Raw genomic sequence first — 16,337 nt, 5'->3', positions numbered from 1 at the left:
TCATGCCGGCGGCAACCCCGCACGTAAGCGACCGGCCGGTGCTTTACGGCTACTGGCGTTCGTCGGCCGCATACCGGGTGCGGATCGCGCTGGGGCTGAAGGGCATCGCCTGCGATCATGTCGCGGTCGATCTGGTGGCGGGCGAACAGCGCGCAGCCGCATATCTGGCGCTCAACCCGCAGGGCATCGTGCCCGCCCTGCGGATCGGCGATGCGGTGCTGACCCAATCGCTGGCGATCATCGCCTATCTGGACGAGATCCGGCCCGACCCGCCGCTGTTGCCAGAGGATCCGGTGGCGCGGGCGCGGGTGCGGTCGATCGCCCTTGCCGTGGCCTGCGACATCCATCCGGTATCGAACCTTGGCGTTCTGACCCGGGTCGAGGCGCTGGCCGGCGCCGGCGCGCGGCTGGCCTGGAACCGCGACAATATCGCCGCCGGACTCGAGGCGATTGAGCAACTGCTGGATCACCCGGGATATGCCGGCCGGTTCTGCCATGGCGCGGCGCCGGGGCTGGCCGATTGCGCGGTGATCCCGCAGCTTTACAACGCCCGGCGCTGGGACGTGCCCTATGACCATCTGCCGCGCCTGTCGGCCGTGGATCGCGCTAGCGCGGCGCATCCCGCCTTTGTCGCGGCGCATCCCGACAATTTCGACCCTTCGCGACGCGAAGGCACCACACAGGGAGAAGGCCAATGAAATCACTGAAACTCGCCCTTGCCGGGCTGCTGATGTCGGCCGCGCCGGTCATGGCGGAAGAGCTGATCATGTCGTCCTGGCTGCCGCCAAAACACCCGATCGTGGTGAACGCCTTCGAGCCATGGGCGGCCGAGGTCGCGAAAGTCACCGATGGCCGGGTCACGGTCCGCATCATGGCCAAGCCGCTGGGCAGTCCCCCGGCGCATTTCGACATGGCCCGCGATGGTGTGGCCGATATCACCTATGGGCTGCATTCCTTTACCGAGGATGACCGGTTCAACCGCGCCCGGCTGGGCCAGTTCAGCTTTCTGGGTGATGACGCGGTCGCCAATTCCAAGGCGTTCTGGACCATCTATTCGGGCAAGTTGAACGCCGCCGAGGAACACAAGGGCACCCATATCCTTGGGCTGTTCATGCATGGCCCCGGTCTTTTGCACAACAACCTCCGCAAGATCGAGAAGCCCGAGGACATGAAGGGGCTGAAGCTGCGCGTGCCGGGCGGTTACGTCGGCGATCTGGTCGCGGCCATGGGGGCGACGCCCTTGTTCATGTCCTCGCCCGAGGTCTATGAAAAACTGTCCCGTGGCGTGATCGACGGCGTCGCCTTCACCTATGAGGCGATGACCGCGTTCAATCTGGTCGACTACATCAAATATTCGATGAAGGTGCCGGGCGGCATTTATAACACCACATGGTTCTTTGTGATCAATGAAGACAAGTGGAACAGCCTGTCCGAAGCCGACCGCGCCGCCATCGACAAGATTTCGGGCGAGGCGTTTTCGGAACGCGTCGGGCAGGCGTGGAACGACGCCGATGCCGCCGCGATCAAGGCGATCGGCGACAAGGTCGAGTTCTATGATGCCTCGCCCGAGGTGGTGGCGGCGCTGAAGGAAACCGCCAGCAAGGCCGAAAAATCATGGTCGGACAGTCTGGGCGAGGGCTATGACGGCCTGGCCGCGCTGGCCGAGTTCCGCGCCATGACCGGGGTCAAGATGGAATGACCGATCCGCACCCCTCGGATCGGGAACGGGATGCGGTGCCGGACCGGATTCCGGGCCGCACGCCGCATCGGAACGCCGGCTGGTATCGCGGGCTGGCCGGGATCGCGGCGCTTCTGATCATGCTGCTGATCGCGGTGACCTGCATCGACGTGATCGGGCGCTATGCGCTGAACCGGCCGTTCGGCGGCGCCTATGAGCTGACCCAGATCCTGCTGGCTGCGCTGGTCTTTGTGGCGCTGCCCCTGACCAGCGCCGACGGCGGCCATGTCGAGGTCGATCTGGCGCTGCATCTGTTCCCGCGCCCGGTCCAGCGCCTGCTGGGGCGGCTGGCGGGGCTGATCTCGGCGGTGGTGCTGGCGTTCTTCGGCTGGCGGCTGGTCCTGATCGGGCTGACCCAGCTTGACGAGGGGACGCGCACCACCGCGCTGGCGCTGCCGATGGCGCCGCTTGCCTTTGTCGCGGCGGCCAGTTGCGCGGCTTCGGCCGTCATCATGATATTGCGGCGGGAATAGCGATGACGATCTCGATAGTCGCCATCGTCATCCTGCTGGGCATGGTGTTCCTGCGCGTGCCGATCGCCTTCGCCATGGCGCTGGTCGGCGGGGTGGGTTTTGCGCTGTTGCGGGGCTGGGTCCCGGCCGGCGCCATGGTCGGCAACGCGGTGTTTGAGACCGGGCTGAACTATTCGCTGTCGGTCGTGCCGCTGTTCATTTTCATGGGCAATATTCTTGCCGGATCGGGCATCGCGCAGGGGCTGTTCTCGGCCGCCGACCGGGTGTTCGGCCGGATGCGGGGCGGGCTTGCCATGGCTACCGTGCTGTCCTGCGGCGGCTTTTCGGCGGTCTGCGGGTCGTCGCTGGCCACCGCCGCCACCATGTCCAAGGTCGCCATGCCCTCGATGCGGCGCTTCGGTTATTCCGACAGCCTCGCCACCGGCTCGATCGCGGCAGGCGGGACGCTTGGCATCCTGATCCCGCCCTCGGTCGTGCTGATCATCTTCGGCCTGTTGACCGAGGCGGATATCGGCAAGCTGTTTCTGGCCGGTATCATTCCCGGCATCGTCGGTATCATCGGCTATCTGATCGCGGTGATGGTGGCGGTGCGCTTGCGGCCCGAACTGGCCCCGAAAGTCGGCGAGGTGATGCCGATGACCCGTCGCGACGCGATCAGCGTCGCCGCCGTGCTGGCGCTGTTCGGCTTCATCATGATCGGCATCTATGGCGGGCTGTTCACCCCGATCGAGGCCGCCGGCATGGGTGCCATGGCCGCGATGGTGATCGCCGCCGCGACCGGCGGGTTGACGCGCGATGGCTTCTGGACCGCCTGTCTGGACAGCGCCACCGCCTCGGCGATGATCTTCGCCATCGTCATCGGGGCCGAGATCTTCAGCAATTTCGTCACCTTCGCCGGGTTGCCCGACAGTCTGTCGGCGCTGGTCGCGGACAGCGGTTTGTCGGCGTGGTGGGTGTTGCTGGTGATCGTGGTGATCTATCTGGTGCTCGGCTGTTTTCTGGAAAGCCTGTCGATGATCCTGCTGACCGTGCCGGTGTTCTATCCGGTGATCACCGGTCTGGATTTCGGTCTGACCGTGCTGGCCGATCCCGAAGCCGTGCTGATCTGGTTCGCCATCATCGTCGTCGTCGTGACCGAGATCAGCCTGATCACCCCGCCGATCGGGATGAACGTTTTCGTGCTGCGGTCGGTGCTGCCGGACGTGACGCTGAAAACGATTTTCAGCGGCGTCTATATCTTCTGGTTCGCCGATATCATCCGTCTGCTGCTGATCATCTTCGTGCCGATGCTGTCGCTGTGGCTGGTGATCTAGCCCGCCTGTGACGGAACTCTTGCCGCGGTTCCGGGCCGTCCCACAGGGGCGGCCCGTATCGTTTAAGCGGCCGGGGGCGGATTTGAGTTGAAATTTAATCAATCGTTTGATTAAATAATGGCATGAGCGATTCCACATCATCCACCGGCCCACAAACCGTCCCCTCCGATGCCCCCACCGGGACCCGCGCCGATCTGATCGCCGCCGGTCTGGCGCTGTTCGGGCGTGATGGCTTTGCCGGTACTTCGACCCGCGCGCTGGCGGCGATGGCGAAAACCAACATCGCCTCGATTTCCTATCACTTCGGCGGCAAGGACGGCTTGCGGCTGGCCTGCGGGGCCGAGGTTCTGCGCCGGATGACGTCCGTCGCGGGCACACCCGGACCGGTGCCGGCGATGCCGCCGGATCGGGCGGCGAAGATGCTCGAGGCGATGCTGCGGGCCATCGTCGGCTTTTTGGCGCTGGACCCCGGCGCCCGGCAGATGCTGGGGTTCGTGATGCGGGAACTGGCCGAGGACGGGCCGGCGCTTGATCTGTTCTTCACCGATTTCATCAGTCCCAAGCATCGCCAGCTTTGCGCGCTGGTCGGCATGGCCTCGGGCCGCGATCCCGCGTCCGAGGACACCAAATTGCTGGTGTTCTCGATGATCGGGCAGGTGCTTTATTTCCGGATAGGCCAGCCGATCGTATGCCGTCAGCTTGAATGGCAAGACTATGGCCCGGCAGAGGCGCGCGCGATTGCCGACCGGCTGGTGGCCAATATGCACGCCATGCTGAAGGTGCCGTGATGATCGGGTTCGTCTGCGCCATTCCGTTGATCTCGGCGCTGTTTTCCGATTGCGCGCCGCCGCCGCCTTTCGCCACCGGATATGTCGAGGGCGAATATGTGCTGATCGCGCCGCTGACCTCGGCGCAGCTGATCGAGGTTCCGGTAGCGCGGGGCGACCGGGTCCGGGCGGGCGATGTGCTTGCGGTTCTGGAAAGCCGCGACGCCCGCATCGCCAAGGCCGAAGCCGACGCGGCGCTGGCACAGGCAGAAAGCCAGCTTGCGAACCTGCAAGAAGGGCGCCGCCCCGAGGAGATCCGGGTGCTTGAGGCGACGCTGGCCTCGGCCAGGGCGCAGGCGGTCGAGGCCGGGCGCGAGGTGGCGCGGCAAAAAAGCCTGCGCCAGCGCAATGTCACGGCGCAGGCCCAGCTTGACGAGGTTGAGACCACCGCCGAGATGGCCCGGGCCCGCGTGGCCGAGGCCGAGGCGCAACTGGCCGTCGCCCGGCTTCCGGCGCGGCGCCCGGAAATCGACGCCGCCCGCGCCAATGTCGAACGCGCCCGGGCGACCCGCGATGCCGCGCTCTGGCAACTGGATCAGCGCCGGCTGACCGCCCCCGGCGCGGGGGTGATCTTCGACCTGATCCGCCGGCCGGGCGAGCTTGCCGGCCCGTCGGCGCCGGTCCTGTCCTATCTGCCCGACGGCGCGGTAAAGCTGCGGCTTTACGTCCCCGAGGCCAAGATCGCCGCAATCGCCCCCGGCAGCCGGCTGAAGGTGAACTGCGATGGCTGCGCCGATGCCACGGCCACCGTGACCTATGTCTCGGACGCCGCGGAGTTCACGCCGCCGGTGATCTATTCACTGCAAAACCGCCAGAAGCTGGTCTATCTGGTCGAGGCCCGCCCCGATACCGGCGGCGCCGCGCTAAAACCCGGGCAGATCGTGGATGTGGATCTGTCCGGATGAACGCGATCGAGGTGCACGGCCTGACCAAATCCTTTGGCGGACGCAAGGTCGTCGACGACGTATCGCTCAGCGTCGCAAAGGGCGAGATCGCCGGGTTCCTTGGTCCCAACGGCTCGGGCAAGACGACCTGCATACGGATGATGTGCGGCCTGTTGACCCCGGATGCGGGCACCGGCCGGGTTCTGGAACACGACATCCTGACCCAACAGCGCGCGATCAAGCGGCAGGTCGGCTACATGACGCAGAGATTCTCGTTCTACGAGGACCTGTCGATTGAGGAAAACCTGAATTTCGTCGCCGGGCTTTACGGGCTGCCCCGCGCGGCGGTCGGCGACACGCTGGCCGATCTTGGGCTGACCTCGCGCAAGGGGCAACTGGCCGGGCGCCTGTCGGGCGGCTGGAAACAGCGGCTCGCGCTGGCGGCCTGCATCATGCATCAGCCGCAGCTTCTGATGCTGGACGAACCGACCGCAGGGGTCGATCCCAAGGCCCGGCGCGAGTTCTGGGACGAAATCCATGCGCTGTCGGCGCGTGGCCTGACCGTGCTGGTCAGCACGCATTACATGGACGAGGCTGAACGCTGCCACCGTATCAACTATATCGCCTATGGACACCTGATCACCCATGGCACCGTCGCCGAGGTCATCGCGGCCTCGGGTCTGGTGACCTATGTTGTGACGACCGACCGGCCGGGGCAGGTGGCGCGGCAATTGCTGGGGGCGAAAGGCGTCGATCAGGTGGCGCCCTTCGGCACCACGCTGCATGTCACCGGCCCCGACCGGGCGGCGCTGGAAGCCACGCTGAAGGCCGCCGGCGTCAGCTTTCATCCCGCCGAAACCAGCCTTGAGGATGTCTTCATCCACCTGATGGAGCAAAGTCAGGACAACATGGCATGAGCCTGTTTTCCCTTGGCCGCTTGCGGGCGCTGCTGGTGAAAGAGCTGATCCAGATGCGCCGCGACCGGATCACCTTCGCGATGATGCTGGGCGTGCCGCTGATGCAGCTCATGCTGTTCGGCTATGCGATCAACAACGACCCGAAGCATCTGCCGGCGGCGTTGGTCGCGCCGACGCAGGACCGGTTCACGCGGGCCATGGTCACGGCGCTGGAACTGACCGGGTATTACGACTTTGCCTATCCGGCGGCGTCGCAGGCCGAGGCCGAGGCGCTGATCGCGCGCGGCGCCGTGTCTTTCGTCGTCACCGTGCCGTCCGATTTCGGCCGCCGGGTCGAACGGCAGGACAATCCCCAGATCCTGATCGAGGCGGATGCCACCGATCCCGCCGTTGCTTCGGGCGCGATCTCGACGCTGGGCACGGTCGCGGCCGATGCGCTGGCGCGCGAAATCGGCAAGCCGGCCGCGCCGCCCCCGGTACAGATTGTGGTGCATCGCCGCTATAACCCCGAGGGGATCACCCAATACAATATCGTGCCGGGGCTGATGGGCGTCATCCTGCAGATGATTCTGGTGATGATGACCTCGATGGCCCTGACCCGAGAGATCGAGCGTGGCACGATGGAGAACCTGCTTGCCATGCCGGCCACGCCGCTTGAGATCATGCTGGGCAAGATCATCCCTTACATGGCCGTCGGTGCGGTGCAGGTCGCCGTCGTCCTGTCGGCGGCGCGGGCGCTGTTCGGGGTGCCGTTCATGGGCGGGCTCGGGCTGCTGGCGACGGGGATTTTCATCTTCGTGCTGTCGATGGTCATACTCGGCTATCTCATCTCGACGGTGGCGCGGACCCAGATGCAGGCCATGCAACTGACCTTTTTCTTTTTCCTGCCCTCGCTGATGCTGTCGGGTTTCATGTTTCCGTTTCGCGGCATGCCGGGTTGGGCGCAGACGCTGGGCGAGATCTTTCCGCTGACCCATTTCCTGCGGCTGGTCCGGGCGGTGATGCTGAAAGGCGCGGGTTACGGCGATGTCGCCCAGCCGATCGCCGCGCTGAGCCTGTTCGTGACCGTCTTTGGCGGGCTTGCGTTGTTGCGGTTCCGGCGCACGCTGGACTAACCTGCCGCGCAGCGATGCCCCGTCAGACCCCAGCGCAAGGCGACCCGATGCCCGACCCGCACCTTCACCCCGAGCTGTTCATCCGCATATACCTGCGCGACCGCGACATGCTTGGCCCCGGCAAGGCGGAACTGCTGGAGGGGATCGGACGCACCGGGTCGATCTCGGCCGCCGGCCGGGCGCTGGGGATGAGCTATAAGCGCGCGTGGCAATTGACCGAGACGATGAACGCGATGTTCCGGGCGCCGCTGGTCGAAAGCGCGCGCGGCGGTGCCGGGGGTGGGGGCGCCAGCCTGACGCCTTCGGGGCGGCAGGTGCTGACGCTTTACCGCGAGATCGAGGCCGAGGCCGCCCATGCGGTCGAGGACCGGATCGCGGCGCTGCGCGATCTGCTAAGCGATATTTCCGATAAGAAATAACGCTTGCCGCCTCATCGCCGATCTGGATATGGTCGGGCGGGAATATCGAAAGGGGTACAGCCATGTTCCGCCATCTTCTGCCTGTCGCCGCCGCCATCGTCTGCGGCGCCACCCTGATGCCGCGCGCTGCCGCGGCGGAAGAGGTCGTGGTCTTTGCCGCCGCCTCGATGAAAACCGCGCTGGATCAGGTCGCCACTGACTTCAAGACCGCGACCGGCAATGACGTGACGATCAGCTATGCGGGCTCGAACACGCTGGCCAAGCAGATTCAGGACGGGGCGCCGGCCGATGTGTTCATCTCGGCCTCGGTCGACTGGATGGACGCGGTCGAAAAGAACGGCGATGTCGTTGACGGCGCGCGCGTCGACCTGTTGGGCAACAAGCTGGTGCTGGTGGCGCATGACGGCGATGCCGCCCCGGTGACGATCGACGGCAACTTCGACCTCAAGGGGGCGCTGGATGGCGGCAAGCTGGCCATGGCGATGGTCGATTCGGTGCCGGCCGGGCAATATGGCAAGCAATCCCTGACCAAGCTGGGCCTGTGGGACAGCGTCCAGGGGTCGGTCGCGCAGGCCGATAACGTCCGCGCGGCGCTGGCGCTGGTCTCGACCGGAGAGGCGCCTTATGGCATCGTCTACGCGACCGATGCCGCCGCCGATCCGAATGTGAAGGTGGTGGGCACGTTCCCCGACGACAGCCACGATCCGATCATCTATCCGGCGGCGCTTCTGAAAACCGCGGCGGACCCGGCGGACAAGGCGTTCTTCGAGGCCTTGCGCGCCGCCCCGGCGGACGAGATTTTCACCAAGAACGGTTTCACCACGCTTGATTGACGCATTGGCAAACTGGCTTTCGCCGCAGGAATGGGAGGCGTTGCGCCTGTCGCTGCGCGTCTCGGTCTGGGCGACGCTGGCCAGTTTGCCGCTTGGGCTTCTGGTGGCCCATGCGCTTGCCCGCTGGCGGTTTCCCGGCAAGCAGGTGCTGAACGGTCTGGTGCATCTGCCGCTGGTGCTGCCGCCGGTGGTGACGGGTTATCTGCTGCTGCTGACGTTCGGGCGGCGCGGCTGGGCCGGTCAGTGGCTGGACCAGTGGTTCGGCATCGTCTTTGCCTTTCGCTGGACCGGGGCGGTGCTGGCGGCGGCGGTGATGGCCTTTCCGCTGATGGTGCGCGCGATCCGGCTGTCGATCGAGGCGGTCGACGGCCGTCTGGAGGAAGCCGCCGGCTCGCTCGGCGCCAGCCACGCTTGGGTCTGGCTGACGGTGACGCTGCCGCTGATCCTGCCTGGGGTGATCGCGGGCATGATCCTGGCCTTCGCCAAGGCGATGGGCGAATTCGGCGCGACCATCACCTTCGTGTCGAACATTCCGGGGCAGACGCAGACGCTGCCCTCGGCGATCTACAGCTTTCTTCAGATCCCGGACGGTGACGCGCAGGCCGCGCGGCTGGCGCTTGTCTCGCTGGTCGTGGCGATGTCGGCGCTGGTGCTGTCCGAAATCCTGGCGCGCCGGATCGCGCGTCGGGTCGCGGGCCGGGGCGCGGGCCGGGCATGACGCTTGAGATCGGCGTCCGACACGCATTCCCCGAGTTTGCGCTGGACGTGGAATTTCAGGCGCCGCCCGGTGTCACGGTCCTGTTCGGGCCGTCCGGTTCGGGAAAATCGACGGTGGTCGCCGCCGTGGCCGGGTTGCTGCGCCCCGACCGGGCGCGGATCGCGGTCGACGGCACGGTGCTGACCGACACGGACCGGGGCATCCGGCTGCCGCCCCATCGCCGCCGCATCGGCGTCATCTTTCAGGACGGGCGGCTTTTTCCGCATCTGAGCGTGCGGCAGAATCTGCAATACGGCCGCTGGTTCGCGCGCGGTCGCCCGGGCGGGGCGCGGACCGATACGGTCGTCGATCTTCTGGGCATCGGCCATCTGCTCGACCGGGCGCCCGCGACCCTTTCAGGGGGCGAGCGTCAGCGTGTCGCCATCGGTCGGGCGCTGTTGTCGCGGCCGCAGCTTATTCTTGCCGATGAGCCGCTTTCGGCGCTGGACGAGGCCCGGAAGCAGGAAATCATGCCGTATTTCGAGCGTCTGCGCGATCATGCCGGGGTGCCGATCCTTTACGTCAGCCACGCCCCGGCCGAGGTCGCGCGTCTGGCGACGACCGTGGTCGCGCTGCGCGACGGCAAGGTTGCGGGCATCGGCACGCCGTCCGAGGTGTTCTCGACCCCGCAATTCGCGGCGCTGTCGCCAAGCACGGCCGGCGCCGTGATCGAGGCCGAGGTCAGCGGCCATGACGATCAGGACGGGCTGACGCGGCTGTCGGCGGGCGGGATCGCGCTGTACCTGCCGCGCATTCAGGCCCCGCCCGGCGCGCGCATCCGCCTGCGCATCGCCGCGAATGAGGTGATGCTGGCGCGCACCGCGCCCGAGGGCATCTCGGCGCTGAACCTTTTGCCGGGGCGGGTCGAAAGCCTGCAAGAGGATGTTCAGGGCGGGGTGCAGGTCCGGCTGATGACCCCGGCAGGGGCGGTTCTGGCACGGATCACCCGCCGCTCGGCGCGGGAATTGCAGGTGGCGCCGGGCCAGCCGCTGACCGCGATCGTGAAATCGCTGGCGCCGTCGCGCGACGACATCGGCACCGCCGGTCCCGACCTTCCGAACGGGCCGGGCGCGCCGGAGGAAACCTGAGACAGGCAATCATGCACCCTGCCAGGGGCCATAGTCGCGGCGCATCGGGCTGTGCGGTGAACGGCGGCGACCGGATTCCGGCCGGTGCGCCTCAGCGGCCGGTGGTTTCGCGATCCTTCACCGGCGCGTCCGTGCCGTCTTTGGCGCCGTCATCCTTGCTGTAATACAGCTTGCCGATCTCGATCGGGCCGCGGCCGACGTCGCGGCGATGCCGGTTGGTGTCGCGCAGCGAATAGACGCAGCCGCAATATTCCTGCTGATAGAATTCTTCGCGCTTGGAGATTTCGATCATCCGGTTGGAACCGCCGCCCTTGCGCCAGTTATATTCCCAATAGCTCAACCCCTCATAGGGGGCGGCGGCGCGTTTTCCGCAATCATTGATCTGATTCATGTCCTTCCAGCGGGAAATTCCAAGGCTGGAGGTCATCACCGGAAAACCATGTTCATGGGCATAAAGCGCCGTCCGCTCGAAGCGCATGTCAAAACACATGGTGCAGCGGATGCCGCGTTCGGGTTCCCATTCCATTCCCTTTGCACGGGCGAACCAATTATCGGAATCGTAATCCGCATCAACGAAACCCACGCCGTGCTTTTCGGCGAAACGGATGTTTTCGTCCTTGCGCAGCAGGTATTCCTTTTGGGGATGAATGTTCGGGTTGTAGAAAAAGATCGTGTATTCGATCCCCGAGGCCAGCATCGCCTCCATCACCTCGCCCGAGCAGGGGGCGCAGCAGGAATGCAGCAGCACCTTTTTCGCGCCGCCGGGCGGCGTCAGCACGGGCCTTTGCACGTCGGTCATGGGTAATCCTCGCGAGAAGGGCGGAAAAGCGGACGGGGCGGCAAAGCGGGCAGGGCGCGCCAATGGGACGCCGGCGGAAAGGTTTCGGGGCCGCACCTAATGCAATCCGAACGGTTTTGTCCAGTGTGTCGCGCCCTCCGCCGGAAAAGAACCGCCGGTGGAACGCAACGTTTGCGGTGAAATCGGCAGACCGTTAGGATATCATAGCCTTAGGCAATATGAAACGGATGCGGAAGCGGGGGATATCCGGCCATTCCGGTCTTTTTTGGGGTTGAATCGTCCGCGGTCGTGGGCATTCTTCTGCACGTTGCTGATATGTAGGTTTTGTTGGCGAGGGGGGTTTGCCATGAATGCGCCGTTCAAGCAGGTTGAACGACTCGGGCGTCTGACCACCCAGTTGGGTCCCGATGTTCTCGCGCTTTTGCGGTTTGACGGCAGCGACCACCTTAACGATCTGTTCGAATATCGGGTCGAGGCCTTGGCGGCCACGGATGATCTGGATTTCGACGCGCTGATCGGCACCCATGCCACGGTCGAGATCGAGGCGCATCAGGTGATGCGGCCCTTCGACGGCATCGTCACCAGCGCCCGCTGGGCGGGGGTGGGTGAGAACGGGCACCGCTATGACCTCACGCTGCGCCCGTGGTTCTGGCTGGCCGGGCAGCGCCGGAACCAGCGCATCTTTCACAACATGACCGTGGTGCAGATCCTGCAGGAGCTTCTGGGCGAATACGCCGGGCTGGGTCAGCCGGCCTTCGAATTCAAGCTGACCAAGGATTATCCGACCCTTGAATACACGGTGCAATACCGCGAATCGAACCTGAACTTCGCCCGCCGCCAGATGGAGCGGCACGGGATCAGCTTCTATTTCCGCCACGCCAACGGCAGCCACACCATGGTGCTGACCGATGACGTGCTGTCCCATGACAGCATCGGCGCGCGGCCCTTCAAGCGGTTCGAAGGGCATCACCACTATGATCAGGAACATTTCTGGGACTGGGCGCCCGAGCGGAACATCACCACCGGCGCGATCCGGCTGACCGATTACAATTTCAAGAAACCCGATCAGGCGATGGAGGCCGATCATCTGGGCGATGCCGCCTATGATAACGGCAAGATCGAAAGTTTCGACTATCCCGGCGATTATCCGGCGCTGGATCAGGGCAATCTGGTATCGCGGCTGCGTGCCGCCGGCGAACGTGGCGGCGACCGGCGCAACCGGGCGGTCGGCGATTGCGTCAGCCTGACCGCCGGCACGCGTCTGACCCTGACCGGCGACAAGGTTCCCGGCTCGGGCGAAAGTTACATCTGCCTTTCCGCCAGCCATCACTTCGTCAGCGAGGCCTATGGCTCGGGCGGCATGGGCAGCGACGGCTATGCCTATTCGGGCTCCTATGTGCTGATGCCCGACACCGCGCCGATGGTGCCGCCGCGCCGCACCGATATTCCGGTGGTGAACGGCCCGCAGACCGCGATGGTGGTGGGCGAGGGCGAGATCGACTGCGACGACTATGGCCGCATTCTGGTCAGGTTCCACTGGGATCTGCAGGGCGCCCATTCGATGCGCTGCCGGGTCAGCCAGAACTGGGCCGGCGGCGGCTGGGGCGGCATCGTCATCCCGCGCATCGGCATGGAGGTCGTGGTCGAATTTCTGGAAGGGGACCCCGACAAGCCGCTGGTCACGGGCTGTGTCTATAACGGCCGGAACGGGGTGCCTTACGGCCTGCCGGGCAACAAGACCCGCTCGACCTTCCGCACCAACACCCATGACGGCAACCAGACCGGCAAGGGCTTCAACGAACTGCGCTTCGAGGATCAGGCCGGCGGTGAAGAAATCTTCATGCATGCCCAGAAGGACATGAACATCGAGGTGCTGAACGACCGCGCCAAGGAGGTCGGCCACAACCAGCAAGAGGTGGTCAAGAACGACAAGTCGATCGAGGTCGGCGGCGATCATGACGAAGTGGTTGCCGGCAACGTCTCGATCGCGGTCGGCAAGAACCCGTTGTCCGATCTGCTGCGCAGCAAATCGAAGCTTCTGTTCGATGCGCTCGGCTCGGCCATGGGCAAGCTGAAACTTCCCGACCCGTTCAACTTCGCCAAGGGCAATTATCAGCTTTTCATCGAAAAGAACCGCTCGGAGGTCGTCGGCATCGGCTCGTCGGAACTCGTCGGCGCCGCGAAAAGCGTGATCGTCGGGCATACCTATCAGACCACGGTGGGCAAATCGCACAGCCTGATCGTGCGCGGGCGCGCCGATACCGACATCGGCCGCATCCACAACATCCGCGTGGGCGAGCAACTGACCATCAAGGTCGGCAAGAATTCGATGCTGTCGATGTCGAAGGAAGGCGAGATCATCATCGAGGGCAAGCATATCCGGCTTAAAGCCCCGAAAATCTCGCAGAACTGATCCGATGAGCGACAGTCAGGGCAAAGCGACCCCCGGCAACGGATCGCCACCACCCGGCGGCACGCAGCCGAACCTGTGGATGATCACCGGCGTGATGCCCAACCGTCGCGAGGGGCGGGAACCGACGATCAGCATGCTGCGCGTCGACACCAGCAAGTATCAGCAATGGAAGGGACCGCCGTTCCTGCCGCCGGCGCAGCAGCCGCAGACACCTTCCGCGCCGTGGTCGCCGATGCTCGGGACCTCGAAGGACCAGAAGTTCGACCCCTATTCCATCCCCGGGTTGCAAAGTTATGTGCAGCCGATGGGCTGGAACTATCTGGTCCCGCCGTCCAAGGAGGAGGAGAAGGAAGAGGAAAAGGCGGACGAAAAAAAGGATCCGAAATGGGAGTTCGGGCAGGCCGAAAAATCCGCCAAGGGGCGCGATGATTTCCTTGGCCGGCGCCAGGCCGGCATTCGCGAATATATCAAATCCGGTTATACGCGCCGAAACCCGAGCGACATGTTCAGGGACAATCTCGGCGAGGATTTCGCCAAGAAATGGAAAGAAACCGATTACACCATCGCCGAGGTGTCGAAGGAACTCTGGGACACGGGAGATGTCAAAAAAACTTCGGTAGCTAGCGGTACATTTGGTAACGCCGACAGCTTCTTTGCGGGCAGCGGCGCGGTACTTGGCTATGGCTCCAAAGGGAAGCTAAAGGGTGCGGTGACCAGCAAGGGGGTCGAAGGGGAAATCTCCGGAACGGCCGAGGCCTATGCGCTCAAGGGCAATGCCACCATGAACAAGGACGGCCTTGTCAGCGCCGAGGCCGAGGCTGCGGTATTGCGCGCCCAGGCAGAAGGCAAGGGCGAGGTGAAGCTGACCGCAGAGGAAGCGACCCTGACCGGAAAGCTTTCGGCCTCGGCGAACGTGGTCGAAGGCAAGATCGGCGGCGAGATCGCCTTGACCCCGACGCGGATTACCCGCGGCGCCGCCAAGCTGATCAATCGGTTATTCGACACCAATCTTGAAGGGCTGAACGATGATTGGGATTTCGGCATCGTCCTGAATGGCGAGGTCAGCGGGGCCGTCGGTGCGCAGGCCGAGGCGCATGCGCAAGGCGGATACAAAAAGGGCAAGTTGCGCGCCGAGGCCGGTGCCAAACTTGGTTTGGGCGTCGGGCTCGGCGCCAAGGCCGGCGGCGGCCTGACCGGGCTGGACAAGCTGTGGAACCTGATCAAACCGACGCCCGGCACCGGCGCCTCGCTTCAACAGTCGGGTGGCGGAGGGTACGGCAACGGCTCATGGGGCGGATTCAGCGGCAAGGGCGCCGGCGGCAGCTGGTGACGGGCGGTGCGCAGGACTTGCTGCGGCGTTTGAATTTATTTGGAAGGGCAGGCTATGGCAGATGAGGATCAGATCAGCGCCGATCTTGGACGCGAAAAGGCCGCGCTCAGCGATCTGGAATTGGCCATGCCCGGCTTTCCGACGCTGGTGTTCCGCACCGCGTTTCCCGAACAGCTCGACTGGTTCGACAATGAGGAGGAGGTGACCGAATTCGCCGAATCCGCGCTTTTCACCGAATTTCGCCGTTTGTGGCTGGGCTATGAACCGGCCGAGCGCGACAAGCTGGAAATCTCGATCTACGGCGCCCGCATCATCCCGGAACGGGTCGCGCTGCCCGCCGATTACGGCCGGCTGTTCGCGTCGAAATGGGGCCCCGATAATTTCGGCGTCGACGGCAACCAGTTCGATTTCGGCGAGGTTCTGACCGGCGAAACCACCAGCGGCTTTGACTGGCGGGTGCGGATCAGCGTCTGGCGGCGGGGCGACGCACTGCTGATCATCCGCGCCCGGACCAACGCCGATGAGCTGGAGCGGCTGCGCCCCCAGCTTGCCGCCTTTATCGGCTCGCTCGAGTTCACCGAACCGGCCGACGATCCGATCATGGCCGGGCTGGTGCGGCACAGCATAACGCTGCCGTCCGGGGCGACATTCGACTATGGGTTGCCGCCGCATTGGAAGGTGTTCACCGACGCCGATGCGGGCGGCCGGCCGATCGCGGCCGCCGTCTATCTGGACCGTGCCGATCAGGGCGGCAACAGCGCCATCGGTATTTTCGGTATCACCGTGCCTGAAGGCGCGAAGGCCGCCGACGCGCCCTTGCGCGACATCGCCAGCGGCACCTCGGATCTGCTGCTGGAAAACCTGCTGCCCGAGGTCAAGACCACGCGCCGGCCGATGCAAGAGGATAACATATCGGGCTTCAGGCCCGACACGCCCGGGATGCTGTTTCTGGACCGGCTGGACGCGCCCGAACACCGGCCGATGGGCGCAGCGGGGTTCTTTCTGGCCCTTCCCACCGATGTGGTCGGCTATTCGGCGATCACCGCCTATCCCACCGATCAGGAGGCGATGGGCCTTTTGATGCACGCCAATTTCATCCAGCGCCTTGTCGTCGACGATTTGCGCCGCCAGTTCGGCGCCAGTGAGTAAGGGGACGTTCCAATGATCACCGACCTGCCCGAAACCGATGACAAGGATCAGGAGGCGGCCGTCGACACCCCGCGGCTGAGCGACGAACAACTGATGAAACTGGCGCATTTCGCCTCGGTTCTGGAATTTTCCGGGCCGAACCGGCCATTGGTCATCGCGCATGGCGAATGCCGGATCCGTCTGGACCCGGACGGCACGATCTCGATCACCGGCAAGCGGATATTGCAGGATGCGGAACGCAACATCTCCCTTCGGGGTGGCTGGATCGACCTGAACTGACTC

At 64.9% G+C, this 16,337-nt stretch carries 17 protein-coding genes; 16 read left to right on the top strand and 1 reads right to left on the bottom strand.

Going from position 1 to position 16,337, the window contains the following annotated elements:
• The first annotated feature begins 2 nt into the window (after positions 1 to 2).
• From maiA to modC, 12 genes are all read left to right on the top strand, one after another.
• Entirely contained in the window at positions 3 to 698 is a 696-nt protein-coding gene (gene maiA / locus ACFSCT_RS07680; protein ID WP_379141574.1) for a maleylacetoacetate isomerase, read from the top strand.
• Entirely contained in the window at positions 695 to 1,699 is a 1,005-nt protein-coding gene (locus ACFSCT_RS07675; protein WP_379141572.1) for a TRAP transporter substrate-binding protein, read from the top strand. Before maiA ends, ACFSCT_RS07675 begins: the two co-directional genes overlap by 4 nt.
• Positions 1,696 to 2,211, top strand: coding sequence for a TRAP transporter small permease (locus ACFSCT_RS07670; protein WP_379141571.1), 516 nt, complete (start codon positions 1,696 to 1,698; stop codon positions 2,209 to 2,211). The genes ACFSCT_RS07675 and ACFSCT_RS07670 overlap by 4 nt, the downstream gene beginning before the upstream one ends.
• Before the next feature lie 2 nt (positions 2,212 to 2,213).
• On the top strand, positions 2,214 to 3,524 hold the full coding sequence (locus tag ACFSCT_RS07665; RefSeq protein ID WP_379141570.1) for a TRAP transporter large permease: 1,311 nt from the start codon (positions 2,214 to 2,216) through the stop codon (positions 3,522 to 3,524).
• Positions 3,525 to 3,646: 122 nt separating this feature from the next.
• Positions 3,647 to 4,312 (top strand): CerR family C-terminal domain-containing protein, encoded by a 666-nt coding sequence (locus ACFSCT_RS07660; RefSeq protein ID WP_379141568.1) that lies wholly within the window; start codon positions 3,647 to 3,649, stop codon positions 4,310 to 4,312.
• Positions 4,312 to 5,256: an HlyD family secretion protein gene (locus ACFSCT_RS07655; RefSeq protein ID WP_379141567.1), complete on the top strand. Its 945-nt coding sequence runs from the start codon at positions 4,312 to 4,314 to the stop codon at positions 5,254 to 5,256. Before ACFSCT_RS07660 ends, ACFSCT_RS07655 begins: the two co-directional genes overlap by 1 nt.
• On the top strand, positions 5,253 to 6,152 hold the full coding sequence (locus ACFSCT_RS07650) for an ABC transporter ATP-binding protein (protein ID WP_379141566.1): 900 nt from the start codon (positions 5,253 to 5,255) through the stop codon (positions 6,150 to 6,152). The genes ACFSCT_RS07655 and ACFSCT_RS07650 overlap by 4 nt, the downstream gene beginning before the upstream one ends.
• On the top strand, positions 6,149 to 7,267 hold the full coding sequence (locus tag ACFSCT_RS07645) for an ABC transporter permease (RefSeq protein WP_379141564.1): 1,119 nt from the start codon (positions 6,149 to 6,151) through the stop codon (positions 7,265 to 7,267). The genes ACFSCT_RS07650 and ACFSCT_RS07645 overlap by 4 nt, the downstream gene beginning before the upstream one ends.
• 47 nt (positions 7,268 to 7,314) lie before the next feature.
• Positions 7,315 to 7,686: a winged helix-turn-helix domain-containing protein gene (locus ACFSCT_RS07640; RefSeq protein ID WP_379141562.1), complete on the top strand. Its 372-nt coding sequence runs from the start codon at positions 7,315 to 7,317 to the stop codon at positions 7,684 to 7,686.
• 62 nt (positions 7,687 to 7,748) lie between these two features.
• Positions 7,749 to 8,519 carry a molybdate ABC transporter substrate-binding protein gene (gene modA, locus ACFSCT_RS07635; protein WP_379141560.1) on the top strand — a complete coding sequence of 257 codons (771 nt, stop codon included), beginning with the start codon at positions 7,749 to 7,751 and terminating at the stop codon, positions 8,517 to 8,519.
• Between the two features lie 4 nt (positions 8,520 to 8,523).
• On the top strand, positions 8,524 to 9,237 hold the full coding sequence (modB, locus tag ACFSCT_RS07630; RefSeq protein WP_379141725.1) for a molybdate ABC transporter permease subunit: 714 nt from the start codon (positions 8,524 to 8,526) through the stop codon (positions 9,235 to 9,237).
• On the top strand, positions 9,234 to 10,364 hold the full coding sequence (gene modC / locus ACFSCT_RS07625) for a molybdenum ABC transporter ATP-binding protein (protein WP_379141557.1): 1,131 nt from the start codon (positions 9,234 to 9,236) through the stop codon (positions 10,362 to 10,364). The genes modB and modC overlap by 4 nt, the downstream gene beginning before the upstream one ends.
• Before the next feature lie 91 nt (positions 10,365 to 10,455).
• Here the strand turns inward: modC and ACFSCT_RS07620 are convergent, their stop codons facing one another.
• The gene (locus ACFSCT_RS07620; RefSeq protein WP_379141556.1) at positions 10,456 to 11,163 is read right to left on the bottom strand and encodes an epoxyqueuosine reductase QueH; all 708 of its coding nucleotides are present in this window, start codon (positions 11,161 to 11,163) and stop codon (positions 10,456 to 10,458) included.
• A 346-nt stretch (positions 11,164 to 11,509) separates the two neighbouring features.
• Here ACFSCT_RS07620 and ACFSCT_RS07615 point away from each other — a divergent pair, with 346 nt between their 5' ends.
• The 4 genes from ACFSCT_RS07615 to ACFSCT_RS07600 are packed head-to-tail and all read left to right on the top strand — an operon-like array spanning position 11,510 to position 16,334.
• Positions 11,510 to 13,576, top strand: a complete 2,067-nt coding sequence (locus tag ACFSCT_RS07615; RefSeq protein WP_379141554.1) for a type VI secretion system Vgr family protein — start codon at positions 11,510 to 11,512, stop codon at positions 13,574 to 13,576.
• 4 nt (positions 13,577 to 13,580) lie between these two features.
• Positions 13,581 to 14,906, top strand: a complete 1,326-nt coding sequence (locus ACFSCT_RS07610) for a hypothetical protein (RefSeq protein WP_379141553.1) — start codon at positions 13,581 to 13,583, stop codon at positions 14,904 to 14,906.
• A 54-nt stretch (positions 14,907 to 14,960) separates the two neighbouring features.
• Positions 14,961 to 16,055, top strand: coding sequence for a hypothetical protein (locus ACFSCT_RS07605; RefSeq protein ID WP_379141552.1), 1,095 nt, complete (start codon positions 14,961 to 14,963; stop codon positions 16,053 to 16,055).
• A 12-nt stretch (positions 16,056 to 16,067) separates the two neighbouring features.
• Positions 16,068 to 16,334 (top strand): hypothetical protein, encoded by a 267-nt coding sequence (locus ACFSCT_RS07600; protein WP_379141549.1) that lies wholly within the window; start codon positions 16,068 to 16,070, stop codon positions 16,332 to 16,334.
• Positions 16,335 to 16,337: the final 3 nt, after the last annotated feature.

This window comes from Paracoccus pacificus (assembly GCF_042680785.1).
Classification (GTDB): Bacteria; Pseudomonadota; Alphaproteobacteria; order Rhodobacterales; family Rhodobacteraceae; genus Paracoccus; species Paracoccus pacificus.
Note: the sequence above shows the minus strand (reverse complement) of the source record. Positions and strands in the feature narration are given on the sequence as shown.